The organism is Flavobacterium silvisoli, from assembly GCF_004329815.1.
Classification (GTDB): domain Bacteria; phylum Bacteroidota; class Bacteroidia; order Flavobacteriales; family Flavobacteriaceae; genus Flavobacterium; species Flavobacterium silvisoli.
Genome location: NZ_SJPE01000007.1, coordinates 128,585 through 150,842, shown reverse-complemented (window position 1 = coordinate 150,842; position 22,258 = coordinate 128,585). Strand labels below are relative to the sequence as shown.

The following is a 22,258-nucleotide window of genomic DNA, read 5'->3' as shown; positions in this document are numbered from 1 at the left end:
ATTCAAAAATCGAAAAAGGAGTTGTTTTGAAAAATGATGGGCAGTTGCTTGTGATTTTTTAAAACAACTTTTTTTCTGATGTAATCCAAATGCCTGTTGTGGTGTACATCAGAGCCTATAAAATCGATTAAATCCTTGCTCAAAAGATAGTCAGCTATTTTACTTACGTTAGGTCCGTAATAGCCGGTAGTTGACAGCATGTTCAATTGGAAAAGACAACCTGCGTCTTTTAATTTTTGGTATTCCTGTAAATTGTGGTGGTAAAAATTATACCGTTCAGGATGAGCTAAAACCGGTTTGTAACCGGCGGTTTGGAGTTCAAACAATATATCGTACAACTGAATGGGAGCATTCAGATACGAAATCTCAACCAGAACATAATTTTCCCGCAACGTTAACAACGGTTCTCTCTTAAAAAGTTCCCTGAATTCGGCATCAATCATGTATTCTGCTGCAGCTCTGAGTTTATCCTTTACATGAGGAATCGTTAATTCGCTTACAGTGTCCTGCAGTTTAGTTTCAATGCCCGTTTTGGTATTATTCCATACTTCTCCCATCACGTGTGGGGTAGTAATGAATTTTGAAAAACCCAAACTTTCCAAACCTTTGATGAGTTTAGCCGTGTCGTCTATGCTTGTGGCGCCATCATCAATACCCGGTAATAAATGCGAATGAATGTCTAAATAATCATCCGGTATGAAGTCGCGCAGGAAAGGCTTTGGTTTAAAAAAATGTATCAAAACGGTCGATTTAGGTTGCAAAATTAATCAAATAAAAAACGATTTCGTCAATTATGTTCTAATACTAAATAAATCAGCACTTTTGTTTTAAAAGGAAAGCCTAATTTATATATTTGCACGTAGCGTGAAAGGCAAATTTTAATCTCCAAAACAATAATGAACAATAAAAGTCAATCACAGGATTGGGATTTAGTTATTAAGGGACATACTTCACTTTTTGATGTAAAATTCAGAGATATTTGGAATTACAGAGATTTGCTTTTTTTGTTTGTCAAGAGAGATTTCATCAGTTTTTACAAGCAAACAGTTTTGGGGCCGCTTTGGTTTTTCATACAGCCGTTCCTGACTACCATCGTTTTTACTTTTGTGTTTGGAAACCTGGCCGGTATCAGCACCGATGGCTTGCCTCAGTTTTTGTTTTTCCTCTCGGGGATTACAGCTTGGAATTATTTTTCCGATTGTCTGACTAAAACCAGTACTGTTTTTAGGGATAATGCCGGCATTTTCGGCAAAGTATATTTTCCGCGTTTGATTATGCCGTTGAGTATTGTTTTCAGTAATCTGATTCGCTTTGGAGTGCAGATGCTGTTGTTTTTGCTGATGATGGGGTACTTTTGGTACAAGAATGCAGATTTTCACTTGACGTATGCCGTTTTCTTTTTTCCCTATTTGATTGCCCTGATGGCCTTTTTAGGTTTGGGTGCAGGATTGATTATCACCGCTATTACGACCAAATACAAAGATTTGACCTTTTTGGTTACGTTCGGAGTGCAATTACTGATGTACGGAACAACCGTAATTTATCCGTTGAGTGCAGCGCCGGCAGCCTATAAAAAATACATCGAACTCAATCCCATGACCGGTATAATTGAAGCTTTTCGTTATGCTTTTTTGGGTAAAGGAGAATTTTCGCTTTGGAGTCTTGGCTATTCTACAGTGGTCACTATTGTCATTCTCTTTATGGGAATTCTGATTTTTAATAAAACCGAAAAAAACTTCGTTGATACCATCTGATGCATAAGCCCGTTATACAAGTCGAAAACCTGTCCAAAGCCTATCAAATCGGACAAATCGGGACAGGAACTATTTCCCGCGATATTGAACGTTTTTGGTTGACCAAAATACTGGGCAAGGAAGATCCTTTTCTGAAGATTGGACAAACCAACGACCGAAGTAAAAAGGGTGAGAGCGATATCGTTTGGTCATTAAAAGACATCAACTTTGAAATTAATCAAGGCGATGCTGTTGGTATTATCGGTAAAAACGGAGCCGGAAAAAGTACCTTGTTGAAATTGCTCTCAAGAGTCACTGCGCCAACTACCGGAGCCATAAAAGTTAAAGGACGTATTGCCAGTCTGCTCGAAGTAGGAACCGGTTTTCATCCCGAATTAACCGGAAGAGAAAATATTTATCTCAATGGAGCCATTTTGGGGATGCGCAAAAAAGAAATCACACGTAAGCTGGATGAAATCATTGACTTTTCGGGAGTGGAGCGCTATATCGACACTCCGGTAAAACGCTATTCTTCGGGTATGTATGTGCGTTTGGCTTTTGCTGTAGCGGCGCATCTTGAAAGTGAAATTCTTATTGTTGACGAAGTGTTGGCGGTAGGTGATGCCGAGTTTCAAAAAAAATGCCTCGGCAAGATGGGTGATATCAGTAAAGGCGAAGGAAGAACTGTTTTATTTGTAAGTCATAACATGGCAGCCGTTAAAAGTTTGTGCACGAGAGGTATAGTTCTCGAAAACGGCATGTTGGTGTATGATGGTGAATCTTCCAGCGCTATCGATGTTTATTCGACTAAGATTGTGGAAACCTTAAATGCCAAACCCGTCCATAAAACTTACACAAACCGACTCAAAGTTACTGATTTTTCGGTTCTTCTGAGTGGCAAAATAATCAATCACGGAGCAACGGTTTTATTAGGTCAAAAACTCACCTTTACGGTAGATTTGGATGTTTTAGATACGATTAATGATCTTTCTATAGCGATGGATGTTGTGAACAGCAACGGGGAGTTGATTTCCCACATTTCTAATGAAGATGACAACATGTATTTTCATAAAATTGACGGAGGCACTTCTCTGAAAATTGAAATCAATACGGCTGAGTTGCTTTTTGTGCCGGGCCATTACAGTATGAATTTCTGGGCAGGAGTGGGGCATATGGAAACCCTTTATGAAATCAAAAATTGTTTTGCTTTTGATTTGGAGCAGAGCAGTTTTACCAAACGAACTAAAGATTTGCCGAAGCATTCGAGAGTATACCTACATACGCAATGGACCTCAAATTAGAGTAATGATTAAAGTCGGATTTTTAGTTTCGTATGATTATGAATTGTTGCCTGTAGCCTTGCAACAGGTGTATAATCATGCCGATAAAATTTACCTTTCGGTAGATGCCGAAAATAAGACTTGGAGTGGGAACCCTGTCTTTATTCCTGATAGTTTTTATGACGAAATCGCTGCTTTTGATGTCGAAAAAAAAATAGAATTTCATTCGGAAGTATTTTATGTTCCCGAGTTAACTCCGATACAGTGCGAAACCAGACAACGCAATTTACTGGCTAAACGAATGGGAAAAGGATGGATTGTTCAGCTTGACTCGGATGAATACGTGTTACATTTTAAAGAATTGGCCGCTTTCTTAAGACATAATTCCCATTTGCTGTGGTTTTCCCGCCTGTTTCCGGTCACCCTTCAGGGCAATATGATTATTTTGTTCAAAGAAACCCCCGAAGGATTTTTAATCATCAATAAAAAAGACAAGTTCAATTTTGTTACCAATTGTCCCAAATATACTGCGGCCAGAAACAACAACAGAATAACAAAATTATCGCTAAATATTGATGTGGTGCATCAATCATGGGCCAGATCAGAAAGTGAGATTACGACCAAAATAACCAATTGGGGACATCGCGATGATTTTGATACCGCGAAGTTTGTCGACTTTTGGAAAAATATAAATGAAGAAAATTACCGGTCAGTAGCCAATTTTCATCCTTTAGATGAGATTTCATGGGATTTTTTACTCTTCAAAAAAGCGGCAACTGTAAGTGAACTCATGACCGATTTGAATCAGACTGCTCCCCATTTGGGACCAATATCATTGGTGCAAATAGCCATTCAAAATCTAGCCATTCGACTGAAAATAGGATTAAATATTCTGAAAAGAATTAGCAGAAAATTCAAATAAATAAGGATGGACATTTCTTTTATTATAGTCAATTTTAACACTGATGCTTTGACATTGCAAGCCGTCAATTCTGTTTTTGAATTTACTTCCGGTTTGGAATGTGAAGTGATTGTGGTCGACAATAATTCGAGAGAAACCCGTTTAGAATCGCTCCTGCAAGCCAAAAAAAATGTCCGATTTATTCGATTGGATAAAAACCTGGGCTTTGGGAAGGCCAATAACAAAGCACTGCCATTTTGCAGCGGAAAATATGTTTTTCTACTGAATTCCGATGCTTATCTGATAGACGACGGAATCAAACGCTTGTTTTCGTATATGGAGGATCAAAACCATGCTGAGGTAATCATCTGCGGAACCAATCTTATCGATGGCAATCATCAGCCAAACCTTTGTCACGGGAACTATTTGACCGAAGATAAACTCCTGTACGACTTAGGATTCAAAAAGAACATGGACCCCGACTATCTGAAAGAAATAAATGCTATTTCCAAAAAATGTGATTTTGAAAAGCCCAAAGAAGTCGATTATGTTTCGGGAGCTGCCATGATGATCAGAAAAAAGAGTATTGACCAGTTTGGTTTGTTTGATCCCCGGTTTCACATGTATTATGAAGACATGGAACTGTGCTACCGTTACCATAAAAAAGGATGTAAAATTGTTTTACATCCATTAGTTACTTTGGTGCATTTGGGTGGAAAATCTTCGGTTTCCGAAGGTTTAGACAGCCCTCGCTTAGCCATGACAGTACTCAAAAGCAAATACTTTTTTTCATTGGGGTTTCTTTCTCCGACAAAAGCTTATTTTTACTATCTGCTCAACGTGTTGTCTTTTAACTATAATCGCATGCTGAAAACCATTAAAAGAAGCATAATTAAAATAATCAGACGCTAAATGAAAAGGATAGTTTTATTTTCTTCTATACGCAAACCAAAAGAAATACTTGAAATTTCACTGCAATCTTACCTGAATCTGAAACAGGAAGGATTTGTGTTGGAGTATCTTTTTTACGATGATTCCGAAACTTCCGAGGAAAGTGCTTTTCTGAATGAGTTCTGTAAAGCTAATAACTGTAACTTGCTTTCTAAAATAAACTTGAAATCAAGTGATTACAGTGATCACAACTGGAATGTTTCCCGAATCGACCGCATCATAGCAATTAAGAACAATGCCATTCAGTATGCCTTGCAACACGATTATGATTATTTGTTTTTAGTTGATTCTGATTTGGTACTTCACCCCATGACATTGACGCATTTGGTACAGCAAAACGAACATTTTATCTTTGAAGTTTTCTGGACCCTTTTCTTCAAACAAACTTTTCATAAACCTAATGCCTGGGACCATCATTCCTGGTCTTACGTGGGGCCTGAAACCATTTTAAAATTGACCCAAAAAGGAAAGTATACCGTTGGCGGTGGCGGTGCCTGCACCTTGCTGACCAAAGAAATTTTATCCAAAAACCTGAACTTTAACCGTTTGATGAGCTTAGGCTATCAGGGAGAAGACCGTCATTTCTGTACCCGTGCACAAGCTCTGGGCTATAATGTTGTCGTAGACACCCATTATCCGGCGTATCATATTTTTTTGAAGGAACAGTGCAGTGAAGCTAAAATCTGGTATGCGAATGGTGCTGAACCCGATTTCTTTCAAAGTTGGCTTGATGACGATTGGAGCAAGAGAGTCGTGGCCTATTTTGAAAAACCGGACCCGGGATTTTTTATGAAACTAAAACAGTTTCAATACGAAGTCCGACAGCTTTTTCTGAAAACGTTTTGGAGAAACTAAAGGAGTTTGGGTTTCGCCTTTGACCTTCAAAGCCATAGCAAAATATTTAGTACATTCGCAAGCATGAAAATTTTAGTTATATCCGAATCGATAAATGTTGAAGACAGCAGTGGTTCTAAGGTGAATGTGGCCTTGATCTCCAATTTACAAAAAGCCGGTTTTCAGCTCAAAGTCCTGCATTACACTCACCAAGAAATTCAACTTGAAGGCATTGAATGTGTGTGGCTGAAGGAAAATAAAATTTCGATAAACTATCTGCTTTCAAGGGCTGTAAGGGTTTTTCAACGGCATACCAAAATTTACATCAATACCCATTTAGAGAAGATTTTCGGTTTTTCGTTTACACATACCAACGATACTCATTCGATCAAAAAAGGCATAAAAAAACACCTCGATTTCAATCCTGATTTAGTGTTGACGCTTAGCAAAGGAAGCAGTTTCAGGCCACACAGAGCATTGTTACAGTTACCTGAGTTGCATACTAAATGGATGGCTTACATACACGATCCTTATCCGTTTCACATGTATCCCCGTCCTTACAATTGGGTTGAGAAAAGTTATGAAGTCAAAGAAGCTTTTGTTTTGGCTATAACTCAAAAATCAGCTCATTTGGCATTTCCGAGTTTGCTTTTAAAAGAATGGATGGAGAGTTATTTTCCTGAAGTTGCCCATAAAAGCGTCATAATTCCGCATCAAATCAAAACAGAAACGCAAGCGGCTCCGTTGCCCGACTTTTTTATCCGCAATGAATTTTCGTTACTGCATGCCGGTAATCTGCTCAGACAGCGCAATCCTAAATTTTTGATTGAAGGATTTCTCCGTTTTTTGGATAACCATTCCTCGGCAAGATCAGAGGCTAAATTGTATTTGATAGGCAATCATTCCTGCCACGAGTCTGTTTTACAACCTTATCTCAACCACCCGAATATTATCATCAAAGATTATTTAGAATACAAAACAGTACAGTCCTTAGAAAAGGAGGTCTCTGTCAATATTATATTGGAAGCTGTTTCAGAGATTAGTCCGTTTTTGCCCGGGAAGTTTCCCAATTGTGTGGTAGCCAACAAACCCATTTTGATTTTGGGACCTTATTACAGCGAAGTCAAGCGTTTGTTGGGGAATCAGTATCCTTATTGGTCTGAAGCCAACGATGTAGAGGCGATTGAAAAGAACATTTCGGATTTGTATGCCATTTGGAAAAACAATCCGGAGGAACTGCGTCTGAATCGTCAGGATTTGATTGATTATTCTACTGAGATTAATTTGAAACAGACTCTAAATAACATTCTGTTGAAATGAATCCGATCAAATTTTCTATAGTAATTACTACCAAAAACCGACTTGAGGAATTAAAAATCACCCTGCAGAAAATTGAAAATCTGCTTCACCAAGAAGAGGTCGAAGTACTGATATACGACGATGCATCCGATGACGGTACTTTTGATTACATCAGTAACAATTATCCGCAAATTGTGCTTTTGAGAAACGAAAAATCAAAAGGACTCATTCACAACAGAAACCGATTGAACCAATTGGCCAAAGGAGAATACCTGATTTCCTTAGATGATGATTTGCATTTTTTGACACAGAATCCGTTAGAAATTATCGAAAATTATTTTCTGCAAAACAGCCGTTGCGGGGTTGTTTCATTCAGGGTTTTTTGGTCGAGACAAGAACCTGAATCTCATTTTACTACTGATCAACCCGAAATAGTAAAAAGCTTTATCGGATGTGGTCATTGTTTTCGAAAAGCTGCCTGGGAAGCCATTCCTGATTATCCGGATTGGTATATTTTTTACGGTGAAGAGACTTTTGCGGCGATGAATTTATTTAAAAATCAATGGGAGGTGCATTATTTGCCGACTGTACTGGTGAATCATCGCGTAGAATTAAAAAAACGTTACATCGCCAGCAATGATTTCGGAATCAGGTATCGAAGGGCTATTCGGGCAGATTGGTTTAATATGATGTTGCTTTATCCGATTAGTAAAATCCCCCGAATTTTGTCTTATTCGATTTGGATGCAATACAAAACTAAAATCTTCAAAGGCGATTTTAGAGTTATCAAACCTTTGTTTTTAGCCAAATGGGATTTGATTACTCATTTCGGTAAAATAGTTAGGCATCGAAATGCGCTAACCCTTGAAGAATATCAGAAATACACAAAATTAAAAGAAGCAAAAATTTATTGGAAACCGGAAAATTAGTTACTTTTACTTCCTTTCAACGGATTTTTAATGAAAACCAAACCCTATTTAATTGCCGAAATTGCTCAGGCGCACGACGGAAGTTTAGGGACATTGCATGCTTATATTGATGCAGTGGCTCAAACCGGTGTCCAGGCTATCAAGTTTCAAATGCACATAGCTGAGGCCGAAAGCAGTCCGTACGAACCTTTTAGGGTGCAATTTTCAAGAGCAGATGTTACGCGGTTCGACTATTGGAAACGAATGGAATTTACGCTCAGTCAATGGAAAGACATTAAAAAACATTGTGAGGAGGTTCATCTAGATTTTATCTGTTCTCCATTCAGTAATTTGGCAGTAGATTGGCTCGAAGAAGTTGGAGTTCACAGTTATAAAATTGGTTCCGGCGAAGTGACTAATTTTCTGTTGTTAGAAAAAATTGCATCAACCGGAAAACCCATTATTCTCTCTTCGGGAATGAGCAGTTATTCAGAATTAGACCAAACCGTTGCATTTCTCCGAAGCAGAAAAGCCCGATTTTCACTATTACAATGCACCACCGCTTACCCTACGCAACCGGAACAATACGGGTTTAATGTTATCAACGAACTAAAAGAACGCTATCAGGTTGCCGTTGGTTTTTCTGATCATTCGGCTAAAGTTGCCACCGGTATAGCCGCCGTTGCTTTGGGTGCTGAAATTTTGGAGTTTCACGTGGTTTTCCATCGCGGGCTTTTTGGTCCCGATGCTCCGGCATCGTTGACTTTAGAGGAAACCAAAGAGCTGGTTGAAGCGGTTAATGCCATTCATTTGGCGCTCCGCCATCCAATCAATAAAAACGATAATGAGAGTTTCAAGGAGTTGAAAACCATCTTTGAAAAATCATTAGCCTTAAATAAAAATTTACCCAAAGGACATGCCCTGACTTTTGATGATTTGGAAAGTAAAAAGCCTAAAGGATATGGTATTTCGGCCACTGATTTTAAATCTGTTTTAGGTCGAAAATTAAAAAGAGATATGTCCCAATGGGATTTTTTGAATGAAGAAGATTTAGCATGAGCGAAAAAAGAAAAATAGCAGTAGTCATCACCGCACGCCCTTCCTACAGCCGGGTTAAAACCGTTTTGACAGCCATACAAAAGCATCCGGAACTGGAGTTGCAGCTTATTATTGCAGCCTCGGCATTGCTTGACCGATACGGAAGTGCCGTGAATTATATCGAAAAGGATGGTTTTGAAATTGCCGCCAAAGTATTCAATGTGTTGGAAGGTGAAAACCTTACTGCAGCAGCCAAAACAACCGGAATCGGAATTCTTGAATTGTCTACCGTTTTTGATAATCTTAAACCCGACATAGTAGTAACAGTAGCCGATCGGTTTGAAACTATGGCAACGGCTATTTCGGCTTCATATATGAACATTCCTTTGGCACATATACAAGGAGGTGAAGTAACTGGGAACATTGATGAAAAGGTAAGACATTCGATTACCAAACTAGCCGATTATCATTTTGTAGCTTCTGAAAATGCTAAAAAAAGAGTGATACAACTGGGCGAAAATGAGGCTATGGTTTTCAATACCGGCTGTCCTTCTATCGACATTGCTCAGGAGATTTCCAAACATACTCATTTGACTTTTAATCCGTATGAAAAGTATGGGGGTGTGGGCTCGCAACCCGATTTGAGTAACGGTTACATAGTAGTGATGCAACATCCGGTAACCAACGAATATCAGGATTCCAGAAAACACATAGAAGCCACTTTAAGAGCTATACAAAAAATCAACAAACCAACCCTGTGGTTCTGGCCCAATGTAGATGCCGGGGCCGATGGAACTTCAACAGGAATTCGTTCTTTCCGCGAAAAATATACTATGAAAAATGTGCATTTTTTCAAAAATATGGAAGGTAACGATTTCCTGAATTTATTGAATGCTTCCCTGTGTTTGGTTGGGAACTCAAGCGTGGGCATTCGCGAATGTGCTTATTTAGGCGTACCGGTTGTGAACATTGGTTCGCGCCAAAATCGCCGTGACCGCGGAAATAATGTAGTAGATGTTTCTTATGATGAAAACGAAATAGTGTCAGCTATCACAACCATTTTAAATCGCAACAATCGATCGAAATCAGATGTTTACGGGGGAGGTGATGCCGGAGAAAAAATAGCCTTATTGTTAAAAGAACTGCCCTTGCAGTTTCATAAAACCATTACGTACTAATGAGAATATTGGGCATTATACCTGCGCGAGGCGGCTCTAAAGGAGTACCGAGAAAAAACATCAAACTCTTGGGCAAAATGCCTTTGATAGAATATACCATTCATGCAGCAAAAGAATCTGAATTACTGACTGATGTTATTGTCTCTACGGACGACGAGGAAATTGCTATTGCTGCTGAAATTTCGGGGTGTAAACCACCTTTTATCCGTCCATCCGAATTAGCTCAGGACACTTCCACTTCTATCGAAGTGGTGCAGCATGCTATTGATTTTTTTGAGAAACAAAACATTTTTTTTGATGCGGTTTGTTTGCTGCAACCTACCAGTCCGTTTCGTGAGAAGGGTTTTATTGATGCCGCCATCCGAAAATTTATCGAGAAACAGTCAGACTCTTTAGTTAGTGTTTTACCGGTTCCTCACGAGTATAATCCGCATTGGACTTTTGAGGAAACCCAAGAAGGTTTGCTCAAAATTGCCACCGGAGATGCCGTTATGATTCCGAGAAGGCAGGACTTGCCCAAAGCTTTTCACCGTGACGGCTCAGTGTATATTACCAAAACCTCGGTGATTAAAAACGGGAGTTTTTTGGGAGAATCAGTAGCTTATATTGAGAGTAATCCCGATTTTTATGTCAATATTGATACCATGGAGGATTGGAAACAAGCTGAATCCTTAATCATCAAATTGGGTTGGTAAATGTGTGGAATTACCGGAATCATAGGAAACAAGGCTAATCAACAAAATTTGGCCAGCCTGCTCCAAGCTCAAAAGCACCGAGGGCCTGATTATACCGACTTTTGGTTAGAGGAAAACCGCATTGGTCTTGGTCACAACCGTTTGAGTATTATCGATTTATCGGAAAATGCCAATCAGCCTTTTTTTAGTGATTGTGGAAATTTTGTCTTAGTTTTTAATGGCGAAATCTACAATTACGTAGAGCTCAGAAAAGAACTTCAGTCGCGCTATAGATTCAAAACAACATCAGATACCGAAGTATTGCTGAACGCTTACCGGGAGTGGGGAGAAGATTGTTTATCCCGATTTAACGGTATGTTTTCATTTGCGGTTTGGGACAAAAGAGAGCAGTGTTTGTTTGCGGCCCGGGATCGTTTTGGCGTTAAGCCGTTTTATTATTTTTGGGATGGTAATGATTTTATTTTTGCTTCCGAAATCAATCCGTTTTGGAGTGTCGGGATAGCTAAAAAACCGAAAGATAGTGTATGGCTTCACTATTTTTCCGAAGGCAGTTACGGCAATCCTGACGAAACCTTTTGGCAACATATTCAACAATTGCCGGGAGGTCATTCACTGACATTCAAAAATAAGCAATTGAATATCAAAAAGTGGTATCATTTTGAAGAGCGTATTGCCCAGTTGCAATCGCATTTTGAGCAAAATGAGGAAGAATACATTACGAACCTGCTTTTGAAAGCCATTACTTTTCGTTTTCGGGCTGATGTGCCGGTGGGTTTTAATTTGAGCGGAGGTCTTGATTCCAGTACCCTATTGGCTTTGATTGATCAGCAGGACATAGACAAATCGGCTGTAGAAGCGTTTACTTTTATCACCAATGACGAAAGATATGATGAGTTAACTTGGGTAAAAGCTATGTTGGAAAACCGACCATATTATTTGACTGTTTGTCCACTTTCCGCTCAGGAAATTCCGGATTTGGCGTTGCAGATGGCAAAACACCAGGCTGAACCTTACGGGGGAATTCCCACCTTGGCTTACTCAAAAATTTTTCAGGCAGCCCGGCAAAAAGGAGTTAAGGTTTTACTGGACGGGCAAGGCTCTGATGAAGCCTGGGCAGGTTATGATTATTATGTCAATCAGTCCCAAAATAGTATTCAGGGCATTAGCAAATCACCAGTCAGAACAAATGTTTTAGAGATTGATTTTGCTAAAAATTATACTAAAACCAACTATCCGAAACCTTTTGATGATGCTTTGCTGAATCTGCAATACCGCGACTTGTTTTACACTAAGATTCCCCGTGCTTTGCGTTTTAATGACAGGGTTTCTATGTTGTACGGAACCGAATTGCGTGAACCTTTCTTAGATTACGAATTGGTGGAATATATTTTCAGCCGGCCCCAAGAGTTTAAAATAAAAGACGGCATCCAAAAGTGGATGTTGCGAAAAATTGCCGAACGATTTTTGCAAAAAGACTTAGTGTTGGCACCCAAACGTCCGTTACAAACCCCGCAGCGCGAATGGCTTTCGGACGATTTGAAAGAATGGGTTACTGCAGAAGTAGACTTGTTGCAAAATCATAGTTGGTTTGATAAATCGAGCTTGCAAAAGGAACTCGATAATTTTTATAACGGCGATAATCAGAGTAGTTTTCATGTTTGGCAATGGATTAATGCCGCTCAGTTATTAAAATAAAAAGATGGACAACAACGGTAGGATAGCCATTATTACGACCCTTATCAATAAGGATTTGTACCAAAAAAGCGCTCAATTGTTTCCCAAAGGCATTCAAAAATATGTGATTGAAGGAAGTAAGGGTATGTTTGCCCTGGATAGCATTTGTTACATGATGAAAAAGCTCAAGGGCAAAGGAATTGAATGGCTTATCATGGCTGATGAAGATGTGCTTTTTATGAATCCGGATGGAGTATATGATATTATTGATTATTTGCAAACCAACGATTTTATAGTATGTGGAGTACGCGACGGTGGTCAGATCAAGACCCGGAAACAAAGTCCTTTTGCTATCAATACTTTTTTTTCGGTGGTTAATTTCAAAAAACTGGAGCAGTTATGGGACAGTTCGGCTGTTCACAAAAATCAATATATTTTACCCAACGAGTTTCAGGAAGATTTAGCCGCGCTGAAAGAAGAATATGATGTGATGAGTTTGTATGAACCCTACTATTGTTTTTATTTTTGGCTCAGACGAAAAGGAGAGAAAATATTTTTTTTGAATGCGACAGAACCCTTTGAAGACGATGGTTTGACAACGATGGTTTTTGACACCAGCGGCAAAGAGTTGTTATACCATACCTGGTATGCCAGATCCTATGGTGAAAATGAAAAGCACACCCAAAGGATTGACAAGGTTTTTGATTTGATTAAATTTGACGATACAAAAAATCCCGAGTATATTTATTTTTATGACAAACTGTTTTATTTCAAAAAATATTGGAGAAAAAACAGGATTCGGGTGAAAATGAAACTAGAATTACTCTTGAATAAACTGAGGCAAAAATAGCCTTTACTACGCATATGAAAAAAATAGGAATAGTAATAACTGACGGTGTTGGCTTCAGGAATTTCATGTTGAGTGATTTTTTAGCAGAAGCCGAAAGCAACTTTGATGAGGTGGTTATACTTTCCTGTTTGCCGGCTGCTGTCTTTGCCGGATTGTCGGGCAAAGCAAAAGTAATCGAGCTCACGGTTTTTCAGGAAAAATTCATTACTTGGTTTTTCAGAAAGAATAAGGAATTGGCTCATTTGCAACTCCACAAAAAAGATAATTTCGGAATTCAGGATAACCTGAAGGCTAACTATTCCAGGGCTAATAATCCGAGAGGTTTTGCCACTCGATTTGCTTTTTGGTGGACCACACTTTTTCATTCCGAGAAATGGATTCAGCGGTATAATCGTTTCCAACAACAGTCTTTTAAAAATCATCCGATTACTCAAGAATACCTAGATATCCTGCAAAAGGAAAACTTTGATTTGTTGTTTGTAACCCATCAAAGACCGCCTTTTGTAGCACCGCTGATTTATGCTGCTGAAAAATCCAAAGTCAAAACAACTGCCTTTATTTTCAGCTGGGATAATTTGGCTTCCAAAAACAGGATGGCCGGAAATTTTGATTACTACTTGGTTTGGAGTGGATTAATGAAAAAGGAATTGTTACACTTTTATTCGGGGATAACTCCTGAAAGCGTCGAAATTGTCGGCACGCCTCAATTTGAGCCGTATGTCTTAGACCGATACAAATCCTCCAAGGAAGCTTTTTGCCATAAATTCGGGATTAATCCTTCCCTTAAAACAATTTGTTTCAGTTGCGGGGATATCTCTACTAGCAGAAATGATGAATTGTACATCGAAACTATTGCTAAGGCAATCAGTGCAAAGATTATAGATAACGTTAACTTTATTGTGCGAACTTCGCCGGCAGAAGATCCTATTCGTTTTGCAGCATTTGTGGATAAATTTCCGTTCATAAAATGGAATTACCCGAAATGGAATTTATCACGCGAAGGACATCAGGAAACCTGGTCCCAAAGAGTTCCGAGTATAGAAGATGTGTCCGATTTGAGAGCATTAATCGAATTTTCGGATTTGAATATCAACATGCTTTCTACCATGAGTTTAGATTTTATGCAGTTTGATAAACCTGTGATTAACACAGTTTTTGGTAATAAAGAGAATGATTTATACGATGATCAGCGGTTTTTAGCCTATGCCCATATAGAAAACGTGGTCACCAGCGAATCTACCCGAATTGTCAAAAATGAACAGGAATTGATAGAAAGTATCCGTTTGTATCTCGCTAATCCGGGTATTGATGCCGAAAACCGAAAGCAGTTCAACCAACTGCAGGTGGGAAGACCGCTGCAAGGAACCAGTAAACACATAGCTGAAACACTAAAGAAATGGGCCAATCCGTAAAAACCATAGCCGTCATTTGCAATTACAAACTGCTGCCCGAGAGAATAGGTGGGATGGATTACTTTTTTTGGCTATTTGATCAAAAATGCAAGGCAAACAACATCGCAGTGCACTGGTTTTTTCCGAATTATTCGGAACACGGCGGGTACCATGATATGACCATTTTTAGTAGTGAATATCAAAATGTTGAGGTTTTTTTCTATGCGCATTGCCAGAGGCAGCAAACTCAGTATACTCATATAATTACCCATTTTGTTGAACTGTGTGTTCCTGTTTTTAAGAAAATAAAAAAAACAACTTCAGCTCAAATCATTCAGGTAGATCATAACCCGAGACCGAATAACGGATTTGCGGCCAAGAAGAACATCAAAAGAAAAATCAAAGGCTTGTTGTATTCCCAATACATTGATCTTTTTGTGGGGGTTTCGGATTACTGTAAAAATCAGTTGGTATTGGAATACGGCAGCTCCATCAAACGCAAAACCATAGTAATATTCAACGGATTGGAAATTGACAAGTTTAAGAAAAAGAGTAATTTTGAATTCAAAGGAAAATTCATAGTAGCGTCACATTTGAGGGAACAAAAGGGAATTCAGGATTTAATTTCCGCCGTGCATCAGTTGGTAAAAGAAGCTCCTTATGAGTTTGTTATTGATTTGTACGGCAGCGGCGATTATCAGGAAGTACTTCAGAAAATGGTGGTCGATTTTTCCCTGCAGAATTATTTTGTTTTCAAAGGAAGTGTGGACAATTTGCATGTCCTTTACCATCAATACGATTATTTAATTCATCCTTCGCACGGAGAAACGTTTTGCTATTCGGTACTCGAGAGTTTGCTCTCCGATTTGCCGGTCATCACTACCAAGAATCAAGGAAATGTGTTGGGAATGGTTGTGGAGAATGAAAATGGTTTTTTGTTTGAAAGAGAAGATATTGCCGCGCTCCAATCCATTTTAGTTAACATTCTAACCGGAAAAAAACGAATACAAAAACGTTCAACAGTCAACGATCGCCTTTCACAGTTTTCTTTGGATGCCATGGTTGCCAATTATTATAAATTAATCGAATGAAAATAGCCTTTCTGACCGCCGAGTTTCCGCATCCTAAGATGAATGCCTTTGGGGGTATCGGGACCAGTATTTCAAATCTTTCCAAAGGATTGGTTGAAAGTGGTCATGCCGTTTCGGTTTTGGTTTACGGACAAAACAAAGACGATTTTTTTGAAGAAAACGGGGTTTCATTTTACTTAATCAAAAATGTAAAGGTTAAAGGAATTTCCAAATGGCTGACTCAGCATAAGATAGAACGACTCATAAATAAATTGTACAACGAAAAAAAAATAGACATTTTGGAAGCCCCAGATTGGGACGGAATTACCTCCGGTATACAACCAAAGTGTCCCATTGTGGTAAAATTACACGGGAGTGACACCTATTTTTGTCATTTAGAAAACAGACCGGTTAAAATCAGGAATCGTTATCACGAAAGCAAGGCATTGCAATTGGCCGACGGATTGCTTTCCGTAAGCCGTTACACAGCTGAAATAACCAAACAATTGTTTGCGTTACAACGCGATATTACCGTTATTCCCAATTGTATTGATTTGACTAAATTCGACGCTGACGACAGGAATACTAGTGAGCAACCCGATACGATTTTATATTTTGGAACTTTAGTCAGAAAGAAGGGTTCTCTTGAACTGCCGTATATTTTTAACGAAGTATACCGGCAAAATAACCAAGCCAAACTCATCTTGGTGGGCAGAGATGCGCAGGATGTAATTAGCGGAAACGGATCCGTTTGGGAAATGATGCAACTCCTGTTTGACAAAGATGCTTTGCAAAATGTAACCTATGTGGGAAGCGTCACTTATGACAGTATTAAAGAATACATCAATTCTGCTACTGTTTGCGTTTTCCCAACTTTTGCCGAAGCGTTGCCGGTTTCCTGGATAGAGGCAATGGCCATGAACAAAGCTATAGTGGCATCAGACATTGGTTGGGCTACTGAAATCATTGATCACGGAGTCAATGGTTATTTGGTAAACCCTAAAAATCACAAGGAATATGCCGATAAAATCAGTACATTGCTCAACAATTCATCCTTGCGAAAGGAGTTAGGAGCGGCAGCCCGAACAAAAGCGATTCAAAAATTCAGTATCGAAGTAGTAGCAGCACAAAGCGTGGCTTACTACCAAAAAATTGCAGAAAATAAATAATGAGTATTGCTCTAAAAGAATACATAACCCCAACAGGAGAAACGATTCTCTACAACGGCTCGCCTGATTTTAAAAAACTGGACGAGTTGGTTTTGGGGCCCGGCGATATTTGGCATAGTTCTTTTGAACAAGGCTATAAAAACGCATTCATGGAATTGGCTTATCAGGCTGCTACATTTTTTTGGTTCATCCGTGATTTTGATAATGTTGATCAATGCATCAGTTGGCGTATTAACCCGTATCAGTTTGCGGTGAGAAAATCAGTTTGGGAAACTCTGGGCGGCTTTGATTCCGATTATGAAAACATTCAGTTACAAGCCTTAGATTTCGGGTACAATGCGGTGAGGTTACAAGGAGCAGTTCCCTTGTATTGCAAAGGATTATTTGATGTTGTTGAAAAGAGTAAAGTAGTGTTTACCGCTAAGGAGCGTTATGTTTTTTATGTCAAAAATTTTAAAATATCCCATGCGTTTTACATGTTGTACCGCAAAGGGTTTTGGCGCATTGCCGAGTGGAATGCTCTGTTTTATGCCAAAAGAAATTTTAAGAAAACCGACAAAACGGCTATTGTTAAACCAAGAGAATTAAAACCCATTCAGGGAAAACCAACAGTCAGTTACATCATTCCTACCATGATGCGGCAAGATTTTACACTGAATCTGTTAGAGGATTTGAAAAATCAGACTTATCTGCCCACTCAGGTTGTAGTGGTAGATGCAACTCCGGCAGCTGAAAGAAACGAAAGCCTCTATAATCCGTCTGTTTATCCGTTTGAACTGATTGTTAAATGGCAGGAAACCAAAGGAAGTTGCCGAGCCCGGAACGAAGCCATCGATTTATGTACAGGTGATTACATTGTATTTGGCGATGACGATTTGAGGGTTTTGCCGGATTACATCGAAAATCACATCCGTTTTTTACAAACCTATCATGCTGATGCCTGCAATGGTTTAGACATCAGAGCCGACCACCAGCAACAAGATTTGGGTGATTTACGGGATAAACTAAAAAACTATGGCCCAAACCGTTATTTGACTGGAGCAGCCCAGTTTTACAACAATGCCAATAATTGTGTCAAAAGACCGTTTGTAACACAATTGGTAGGCAATGATATTAATTTTGACGGCGGTTATGGTGAAGATAATGATTTTGGATTGTCGCTGACCAAAATAGGAGTCGTTGTGTTGCAAAATCCTTTTTCCAACAGTTTGCACCTCAAACCACCGGTTGGAGGCTATCGTTTTTGGGGTAGCCAGTCTGCTGTTTTAGGGAAAAAAAGAAAAAAGCAGCCATGGGAACTTGACCATCCTGTGAAATGGATTAGACCGGTGCCGAGCCCTACGATTATGTACTTTTCTTATAAACATTTTGGGAAAGAGCTGGTTAATGAATACCGTCATAAATATTTTTTTCTGTATTTATTCACCGGTTCGAAATGGTCACTTCCGTTGCGGATTTTGAGAATGCCTTATCGTCAAATACAATTCAACAAGTCGATTTTTTATGCCAAGAATCTGCTGAAATTGGGAAAAAGAACTAAATAAAATGAACTTTACTTTAATTGTTTGTACTTATATGCGCCCTAAAGCATTGCTGAATTTACTGCATTCAGTAACCAGGCAATCGCTTTACCCCAATCAGATTCTGGTTGTTGATGGTTCTTTGAACACTGAAACTGAAACTGCATTAGCAGAAAACCCGTTTCGCAACCTGGATTATTTCAGGGTTACCCAAGAAAACAGGGGGCTAACTAAGCAGCGAAATTTCGGGATTTCAAAAGTAGCTGAAACATCAGCAGTAGTTTGTTTTTTAGATGATGATACGGTTTTAGAACCCGATTATTTCGAAGAAATTATAAAGACTTTCAAGACCGAAGATTCGATTACAGGCGTAGGAGGTGTAGCTATCAATGAAAACAATTGGATTAAAAAAGAACCCAACAAGCACTATAACAAAAACCGGTTTTATGAATTTGAAGGATACATTTATCCGGAAGGAGACCGAAATATATTGAGAAATATACTGGGATTGGCTTCAGATTTAGGTCCGGGTCGGATGCCCGATTTTTCACATGGACGAACTTGTGGCTTCCCTTTGAATGATAAAACATATGAAGTTGATTTGTTAATCGGAATGTCTTTTGCCTTTCGGAAAAGAGTTTTGGACCAAATAGCATTTTCACATTATTTTGAAGGATACGGTTTGTATGAAGATGCCGATTTTTCAATCAGAGCCCAAGCTTTCGGAAAAAATGTGATTAATACGAAAGCCCAATTGTCGCATTTTCACGATCAGGCCGGCCGGCCTAATAAATACCTATACGGCAAAATGGTTGTGCGCAATGGGTGGTATGTGTGGCGGGTAAAGTATCCTAATCCCGGTATTAAGGCAAGGTTTAAATGGAATGTCACAGTGTTGTTGTTGGCATTTGTCCGATTTGGCAATATCTTTACCACAAGCAAACGCACCGAAGCTTTTACCGAATTTTCAGGAAGATGCGTGGGTTGGCTGAGTTTGTTTTTTGATAAACCTAAAACCACTTGAAATGACGCTATTTCAACTTATCCGTTCCGATTACCTGCGTTATAAAAAATACGGTGCCAATTTTTGGGTTATTGTTTTTTTTACTCAAGGTTTTTGGGCAACATTTCAATACCGGATTGCTCATTATTGTTGCAAAAAAGTGACTTTCAAACCTCTGAAGATGCTTCTATTTATTCCTTTATATCTTTGGCAAAAAATAATTGAGTTGACCACCGGAATTTCAATTCCCTACGCAGCTACTATTGGTCATTCTTTTTATATTGGTCATTTTGGCGGAATTGTACTGAATGCCCGCACAGTCATCGGACATAATTGTAATATTGCTCAAGGTGTAACTATAGGCGTTTCGGGTTTGGCTGAAAACAGGGGAGTGCCCAAAATCGGAAATCATGTTTTTATCGGAGTCAACAGCGTTGTAGCCGGTAAAATTACCATAGCAGATCATGTGATGATAGGAGCATGCTCGCTGGTGGTAACCGATATTGAAGAGGGTTCAGTTTACTCAGGAGTTCCGGCTGTTAAGATTTCTGATAAAGGATCAAAAGGATATATTTAATGCGATTACTAGTCATTTCTACAGCACCGCTTATCGTAAAAAACGATATTTATTTTGCCTACAGCCCGTATGCCAAAGAGATGGTGTATTGGGCTAAATACGCTGATGAAATTGAGTTTGCCTGCTCGGTATGGAACGAGGATCGCAATTTTCTGAATGCACCTGTAACGTTTCCAATTCACAAGGTTCATGTCCTTCGCGAGATGGATATGCTGACTTTAAAAGCAGCGTTCAAGGCCATCTGGAGTTCGTGCTACAATTGTTTGGTGTTGTTGAAAGCCATGCGTTCGGCCGATCATATTCACCTTCGTTGCCCCGGAAATATCAGTTTATTGGGAGCCTTCCTTCAAGTGTTTTTTCCCAAAAAAATAAAAACAACCAAGTATGCCGGTAATTGGGATCCGAAATCCAAGCAACCATTCAGCTACCGATTACAGAAATGGATTGTCAGTAATACTTTTTTAACCAAAAATATGCAGGTTTTGGTGTACGGGGAGTGGGAAAACAGTACTAAGAATGTCAAGTCGTTTTTCACGGCAACGTATACCGAAACGGATAAGATTCCCTTGAAAATAAGGAAACTGGAAGGTACAATTTCTTTTGTTTTTGTCGGTACTTTGTCTAACGGAAAGCAACCCCTGTATGCTATTCAACTTGTAGAAGAATTGTACCGTTTGGGAAGAAATGTACAGCTGACGCTCTATGGGGAAGGAATGGAACGAAAAGTACTCGAAGCATATATTGCTGCTCATCAATTGGAATCATTTGTTTTCTTAAAAGGAAATCAAAATCAGGAAGCTATTAAGCAGGCTTATATCGAGAATCATTTTGTAGTTTTACCCTCGGAAAGTGAGGGCTGGCCCAAGGCAGTTGCTGAAGGGATGTTTTGGGGATGTTTGCCGATAGCGACGGCAGTTTCCTGTGTGCCAAATATGCTCGATAAAGGAAAGAGAGGTATACTGTTGCAAATGAGTTTACCAAAAGATGCAGAACAAATAATCCAACTGTTGGACCATCAGGATGACTACAATCAAAGGGTTGAAAATGCGGCCAACTGGTCTAGAAAGTATACTCTGGATGTGTTTGAAAACGAGATAAAAATGCTGTTGCAATCATGAGAATAGTTCAGATCATTGATTCACTCGAAGTAGGAGGTGCTGAAAAGATGGCGGTAAATTATGCCAATGCCATAGTCGGATTGGTTGATTTTTCAGGGTTGATCACCACCCGAACAGAAGGTGCTTTAAAAGCTCAATTGTCTGAAAAGGTTACTTATCTTTTTCTGAAAAAGACGAAAACCATTGATTTTGGTGCCGCATGGCGTTTGAGAAATTATTGCAAAACAAACCGGATTGAGATTGTTCATGCCCATAGCAGCTCTTATTTTGTTGCGGTTTTGACAAAATTCTGTTATCCCAAAATTAAAATCGTATGGCATGATCACAACGGATTGAGCGAATTCATTTCTAAGAAGGAAACCATAGCCCTTAAACTGGCTTCTTTCTTTTTCAAAGGTATTATAGTAGTAAACGATCAACTAAAAAAATGGGCACAGAAAGAGTTAAATTGTAGCAATGTAATTTATTTTCCCAATTTTACCAGTGTGGAGACTAACATCCTTAATCAAACCAGTTTAAAAGGTACGCCAGGCAAAAGAATTTTGTGTTTGGCAAATTTGAGGTTGCAAAAAAATCATTTTTTGTTGTTGGAGGTAGCTCAAAAAGTAAAAGAAAATTATCCGGAATGGACATTCCATCTGGTAGGAAAAGATTTTAATGATGAATATTCGGCTCAAATAAAAGCATTGATTGTATCTAAAGAACTGGAAGACACAGTATTTGTTTACGGGTCAAAAAATGATACTACAAATATTATCCTTCAATCTGATATTGCCATACTGACTTCAGATTCCGAAGGATTACCGGTTGCCCTGATTGAGTATGGATTGTTGAGTAAAGCGGTAGTTACTACTAATGTTGGAGAAATTCCTTTCATGATAACGCATGGTGTGAACGGTTTTATGGTGAACAGAAAACAAGCAGATGAGTTTTACCTTCATTTGGTTAAATTGATTGAAGATGAAACCTTGAGAAACAATCTGGGAAAAGCCCTGTATAAGTCAATAAGTGAAAATAATTCAGAAAAAGCCGTTATTGCTAAATATCTGAATTGGTTAAAGAAATAAGA

At 38.9% G+C, this 22,258-nt stretch carries 21 protein-coding genes; 20 read left to right on the top strand and 1 reads right to left on the bottom strand.

The genetic code is table 11. The features are described from left to right. Positions 1-2: 2 nt before the first annotated feature. Entirely contained in the window at positions 3-740 is a 738-nt protein-coding gene (locus tag EZL74_RS07755; RefSeq protein WP_131476033.1) for a tyrosine-protein phosphatase, read from the bottom strand. Positions 741-896: 156 nt separating this feature from the next. Here EZL74_RS07755 and EZL74_RS07750 point away from each other — a divergent pair, with 156 nt between their 5' ends. The 20 genes from EZL74_RS07750 (at position 897) to EZL74_RS07655 (ending at position 22,256) form a co-directional block, all read left to right on the top strand. After that, the gene (locus EZL74_RS07750; RefSeq protein WP_131476032.1) at positions 897-1,754 is read left to right on the top strand and encodes an ABC transporter permease; all 858 of its coding nucleotides are present in this window, start codon (positions 897-899) and stop codon (positions 1,752-1,754) included. Next, the gene (locus EZL74_RS13235) at positions 1,754-3,034 is read left to right on the top strand and encodes an ABC transporter ATP-binding protein (RefSeq protein WP_131476031.1); all 1,281 of its coding nucleotides are present in this window, start codon (positions 1,754-1,756) and stop codon (positions 3,032-3,034) included. Before EZL74_RS07750 ends, EZL74_RS13235 begins: the two co-directional genes overlap by 1 nt. Before the next feature lie 4 nt (positions 3,035-3,038). Then, the gene (locus tag EZL74_RS07740; RefSeq protein ID WP_131476030.1) at positions 3,039-3,935 is read left to right on the top strand and encodes a hypothetical protein; all 897 of its coding nucleotides are present in this window, start codon (positions 3,039-3,041) and stop codon (positions 3,933-3,935) included. Between the two features lie 6 nt (positions 3,936-3,941). Continuing rightward, the gene (locus tag EZL74_RS07735) at positions 3,942-4,826 is read left to right on the top strand and encodes a glycosyltransferase family 2 protein (RefSeq protein WP_131476029.1); all 885 of its coding nucleotides are present in this window, start codon (positions 3,942-3,944) and stop codon (positions 4,824-4,826) included. Then, a complete protein-coding gene (locus EZL74_RS07730) occupies positions 4,827-5,720 on the top strand; it encodes a glycosyltransferase family 2 protein (RefSeq protein ID WP_131476028.1) in 894 nt (297 codons plus the stop codon). A 63-nt stretch (positions 5,721-5,783) separates the two neighbouring features. Beyond that, the gene (locus tag EZL74_RS07725) at positions 5,784-7,019 is read left to right on the top strand and encodes a glycosyltransferase family protein (RefSeq protein ID WP_131476027.1); all 1,236 of its coding nucleotides are present in this window, start codon (positions 5,784-5,786) and stop codon (positions 7,017-7,019) included. Beyond that, positions 7,016-7,927 (top strand): glycosyltransferase family 2 protein, encoded by a 912-nt coding sequence (locus EZL74_RS07720; protein ID WP_131476026.1) that lies wholly within the window; start codon positions 7,016-7,018, stop codon positions 7,925-7,927. The genes EZL74_RS07725 and EZL74_RS07720 overlap by 4 nt, the downstream gene beginning before the upstream one ends. Positions 7,928-7,957: 30 nt before the next feature. Then, complete coding sequence (locus EZL74_RS07715; RefSeq protein WP_131476025.1) at positions 7,958-8,965, top strand: N-acetylneuraminate synthase family protein; 1,008 nt, start codon at positions 7,958-7,960, stop codon at positions 8,963-8,965. Beyond that, positions 8,962-10,122: a UDP-N-acetylglucosamine 2-epimerase gene (neuC, locus tag EZL74_RS07710; RefSeq protein ID WP_131476024.1), complete on the top strand. Its 1,161-nt coding sequence runs from the start codon at positions 8,962-8,964 to the stop codon at positions 10,120-10,122. Before EZL74_RS07715 ends, neuC begins: the two co-directional genes overlap by 4 nt. Next, a complete protein-coding gene (locus EZL74_RS07705) occupies positions 10,122-10,817 on the top strand; it encodes an acylneuraminate cytidylyltransferase family protein (RefSeq protein WP_131476023.1) in 696 nt (231 codons plus the stop codon). The genes neuC and EZL74_RS07705 overlap by 1 nt, the downstream gene beginning before the upstream one ends. Further along, positions 10,818-12,512, top strand: a complete 1,695-nt coding sequence (gene asnB / locus EZL74_RS07700; RefSeq protein ID WP_131476022.1) for an asparagine synthase (glutamine-hydrolyzing) — start codon at positions 10,818-10,820, stop codon at positions 12,510-12,512. Positions 12,513-12,516: 4 nt separating this feature from the next. Continuing rightward, a complete protein-coding gene (locus tag EZL74_RS07695) occupies positions 12,517-13,341 on the top strand; it encodes a hypothetical protein (RefSeq protein ID WP_131476021.1) in 825 nt (274 codons plus the stop codon). 14 nt (positions 13,342-13,355) lie between these two features. Further along, complete coding sequence (locus EZL74_RS07690) at positions 13,356-14,753, top strand: hypothetical protein (RefSeq protein WP_131476020.1); 1,398 nt, start codon at positions 13,356-13,358, stop codon at positions 14,751-14,753. Then, positions 14,738-15,823, top strand: coding sequence for a glycosyltransferase family 4 protein (locus EZL74_RS07685; protein ID WP_131476019.1), 1,086 nt, complete (start codon positions 14,738-14,740; stop codon positions 15,821-15,823). Before EZL74_RS07690 ends, EZL74_RS07685 begins: the two co-directional genes overlap by 16 nt. Next, positions 15,820-16,971: a glycosyltransferase family 4 protein gene (locus EZL74_RS07680; protein ID WP_131476018.1), complete on the top strand. Its 1,152-nt coding sequence runs from the start codon at positions 15,820-15,822 to the stop codon at positions 16,969-16,971. Before EZL74_RS07685 ends, EZL74_RS07680 begins: the two co-directional genes overlap by 4 nt. Next, positions 16,971-18,515: a glycosyltransferase family 2 protein gene (locus tag EZL74_RS07675; RefSeq protein ID WP_193553755.1), complete on the top strand. Its 1,545-nt coding sequence runs from the start codon at positions 16,971-16,973 to the stop codon at positions 18,513-18,515. The genes EZL74_RS07680 and EZL74_RS07675 overlap by 1 nt, the downstream gene beginning before the upstream one ends. A 1-nt stretch (position 18,516) precedes the next feature. Continuing rightward, on the top strand, positions 18,517-19,515 hold the full coding sequence (locus EZL74_RS07670; RefSeq protein ID WP_131476017.1) for a glycosyltransferase family 2 protein: 999 nt from the start codon (positions 18,517-18,519) through the stop codon (positions 19,513-19,515). 1 nt (position 19,516) lies between these two features. Beyond that, positions 19,517-20,071 (top strand): serine O-acetyltransferase, encoded by a 555-nt coding sequence (locus tag EZL74_RS07665; RefSeq protein ID WP_131476016.1) that lies wholly within the window; start codon positions 19,517-19,519, stop codon positions 20,069-20,071. Beyond that, a complete protein-coding gene (locus EZL74_RS07660) occupies positions 20,071-21,189 on the top strand; it encodes a glycosyltransferase family 4 protein (RefSeq protein WP_131476015.1) in 1,119 nt (372 codons plus the stop codon). Before EZL74_RS07665 ends, EZL74_RS07660 begins: the two co-directional genes overlap by 1 nt. After that, a complete protein-coding gene (locus tag EZL74_RS07655; protein WP_131476014.1) occupies positions 21,186-22,256 on the top strand; it encodes a glycosyltransferase in 1,071 nt (356 codons plus the stop codon). The genes EZL74_RS07660 and EZL74_RS07655 overlap by 4 nt, the downstream gene beginning before the upstream one ends. Positions 22,257-22,258 lie beyond the last annotated feature (2 nt).

Excerpts from the sequence above, each read along its gene's own strand:
- EZL74_RS07750 (WP_131476032.1), top strand. The coding sequence starts at position 897 with ATGAACAATAAAAGTCAATCACAGGATTGGGATTTAGTTATTAAGGGA.
- EZL74_RS13235 (WP_131476031.1), top strand. The coding sequence starts at position 1,754 with ATGCATAAGCCCGTTATACAAGTCGAAAACCTGTCCAAAGCCTATCAA.
- EZL74_RS07740 (WP_131476030.1), top strand. The coding sequence starts at position 3,039 with ATGATTAAAGTCGGATTTTTAGTTTCGTATGATTATGAATTGTTGCCT.
- EZL74_RS07735 (WP_131476029.1), top strand. The coding sequence starts at position 3,942 with ATGGACATTTCTTTTATTATAGTCAATTTTAACACTGATGCTTTGACA.
- EZL74_RS07730 (WP_131476028.1), top strand. The coding sequence starts at position 4,827 with ATGAAAAGGATAGTTTTATTTTCTTCTATACGCAAACCAAAAGAAATA.
- EZL74_RS07725 (WP_131476027.1), top strand. The coding sequence starts at position 5,784 with ATGAAAATTTTAGTTATATCCGAATCGATAAATGTTGAAGACAGCAGT.
- EZL74_RS07720 (WP_131476026.1), top strand. The coding sequence starts at position 7,016 with ATGAATCCGATCAAATTTTCTATAGTAATTACTACCAAAAACCGACTT.
- EZL74_RS07715 (WP_131476025.1), top strand. The coding sequence starts at position 7,958 with ATGAAAACCAAACCCTATTTAATTGCCGAAATTGCTCAGGCGCACGAC.
- neuC (WP_131476024.1), top strand. The coding sequence starts at position 8,962 with ATGAGCGAAAAAAGAAAAATAGCAGTAGTCATCACCGCACGCCCTTCC.
- EZL74_RS07705 (WP_131476023.1), top strand. The coding sequence starts at position 10,122 with ATGAGAATATTGGGCATTATACCTGCGCGAGGCGGCTCTAAAGGAGTA.
- asnB (WP_131476022.1), top strand. The coding sequence starts at position 10,818 with ATGTGTGGAATTACCGGAATCATAGGAAACAAGGCTAATCAACAAAAT.
- EZL74_RS07695 (WP_131476021.1), top strand. The coding sequence starts at position 12,517 with ATGGACAACAACGGTAGGATAGCCATTATTACGACCCTTATCAATAAG.
- EZL74_RS07690 (WP_131476020.1), top strand. The coding sequence starts at position 13,356 with ATGAAAAAAATAGGAATAGTAATAACTGACGGTGTTGGCTTCAGGAAT.
- EZL74_RS07685 (WP_131476019.1), top strand. The coding sequence starts at position 14,738 with ATGGGCCAATCCGTAAAAACCATAGCCGTCATTTGCAATTACAAACTG.
- EZL74_RS07680 (WP_131476018.1), top strand. The coding sequence starts at position 15,820 with ATGAAAATAGCCTTTCTGACCGCCGAGTTTCCGCATCCTAAGATGAAT.
- EZL74_RS07675 (WP_193553755.1), top strand. The coding sequence starts at position 16,971 with ATGAGTATTGCTCTAAAAGAATACATAACCCCAACAGGAGAAACGATT.
- EZL74_RS07670 (WP_131476017.1), top strand. The coding sequence starts at position 18,517 with ATGAACTTTACTTTAATTGTTTGTACTTATATGCGCCCTAAAGCATTG.
- EZL74_RS07665 (WP_131476016.1), top strand. The coding sequence starts at position 19,517 with ATGACGCTATTTCAACTTATCCGTTCCGATTACCTGCGTTATAAAAAA.
- EZL74_RS07660 (WP_131476015.1), top strand. The coding sequence starts at position 20,071 with ATGCGATTACTAGTCATTTCTACAGCACCGCTTATCGTAAAAAACGAT.
- EZL74_RS07655 (WP_131476014.1), top strand. The coding sequence starts at position 21,186 with ATGAGAATAGTTCAGATCATTGATTCACTCGAAGTAGGAGGTGCTGAA.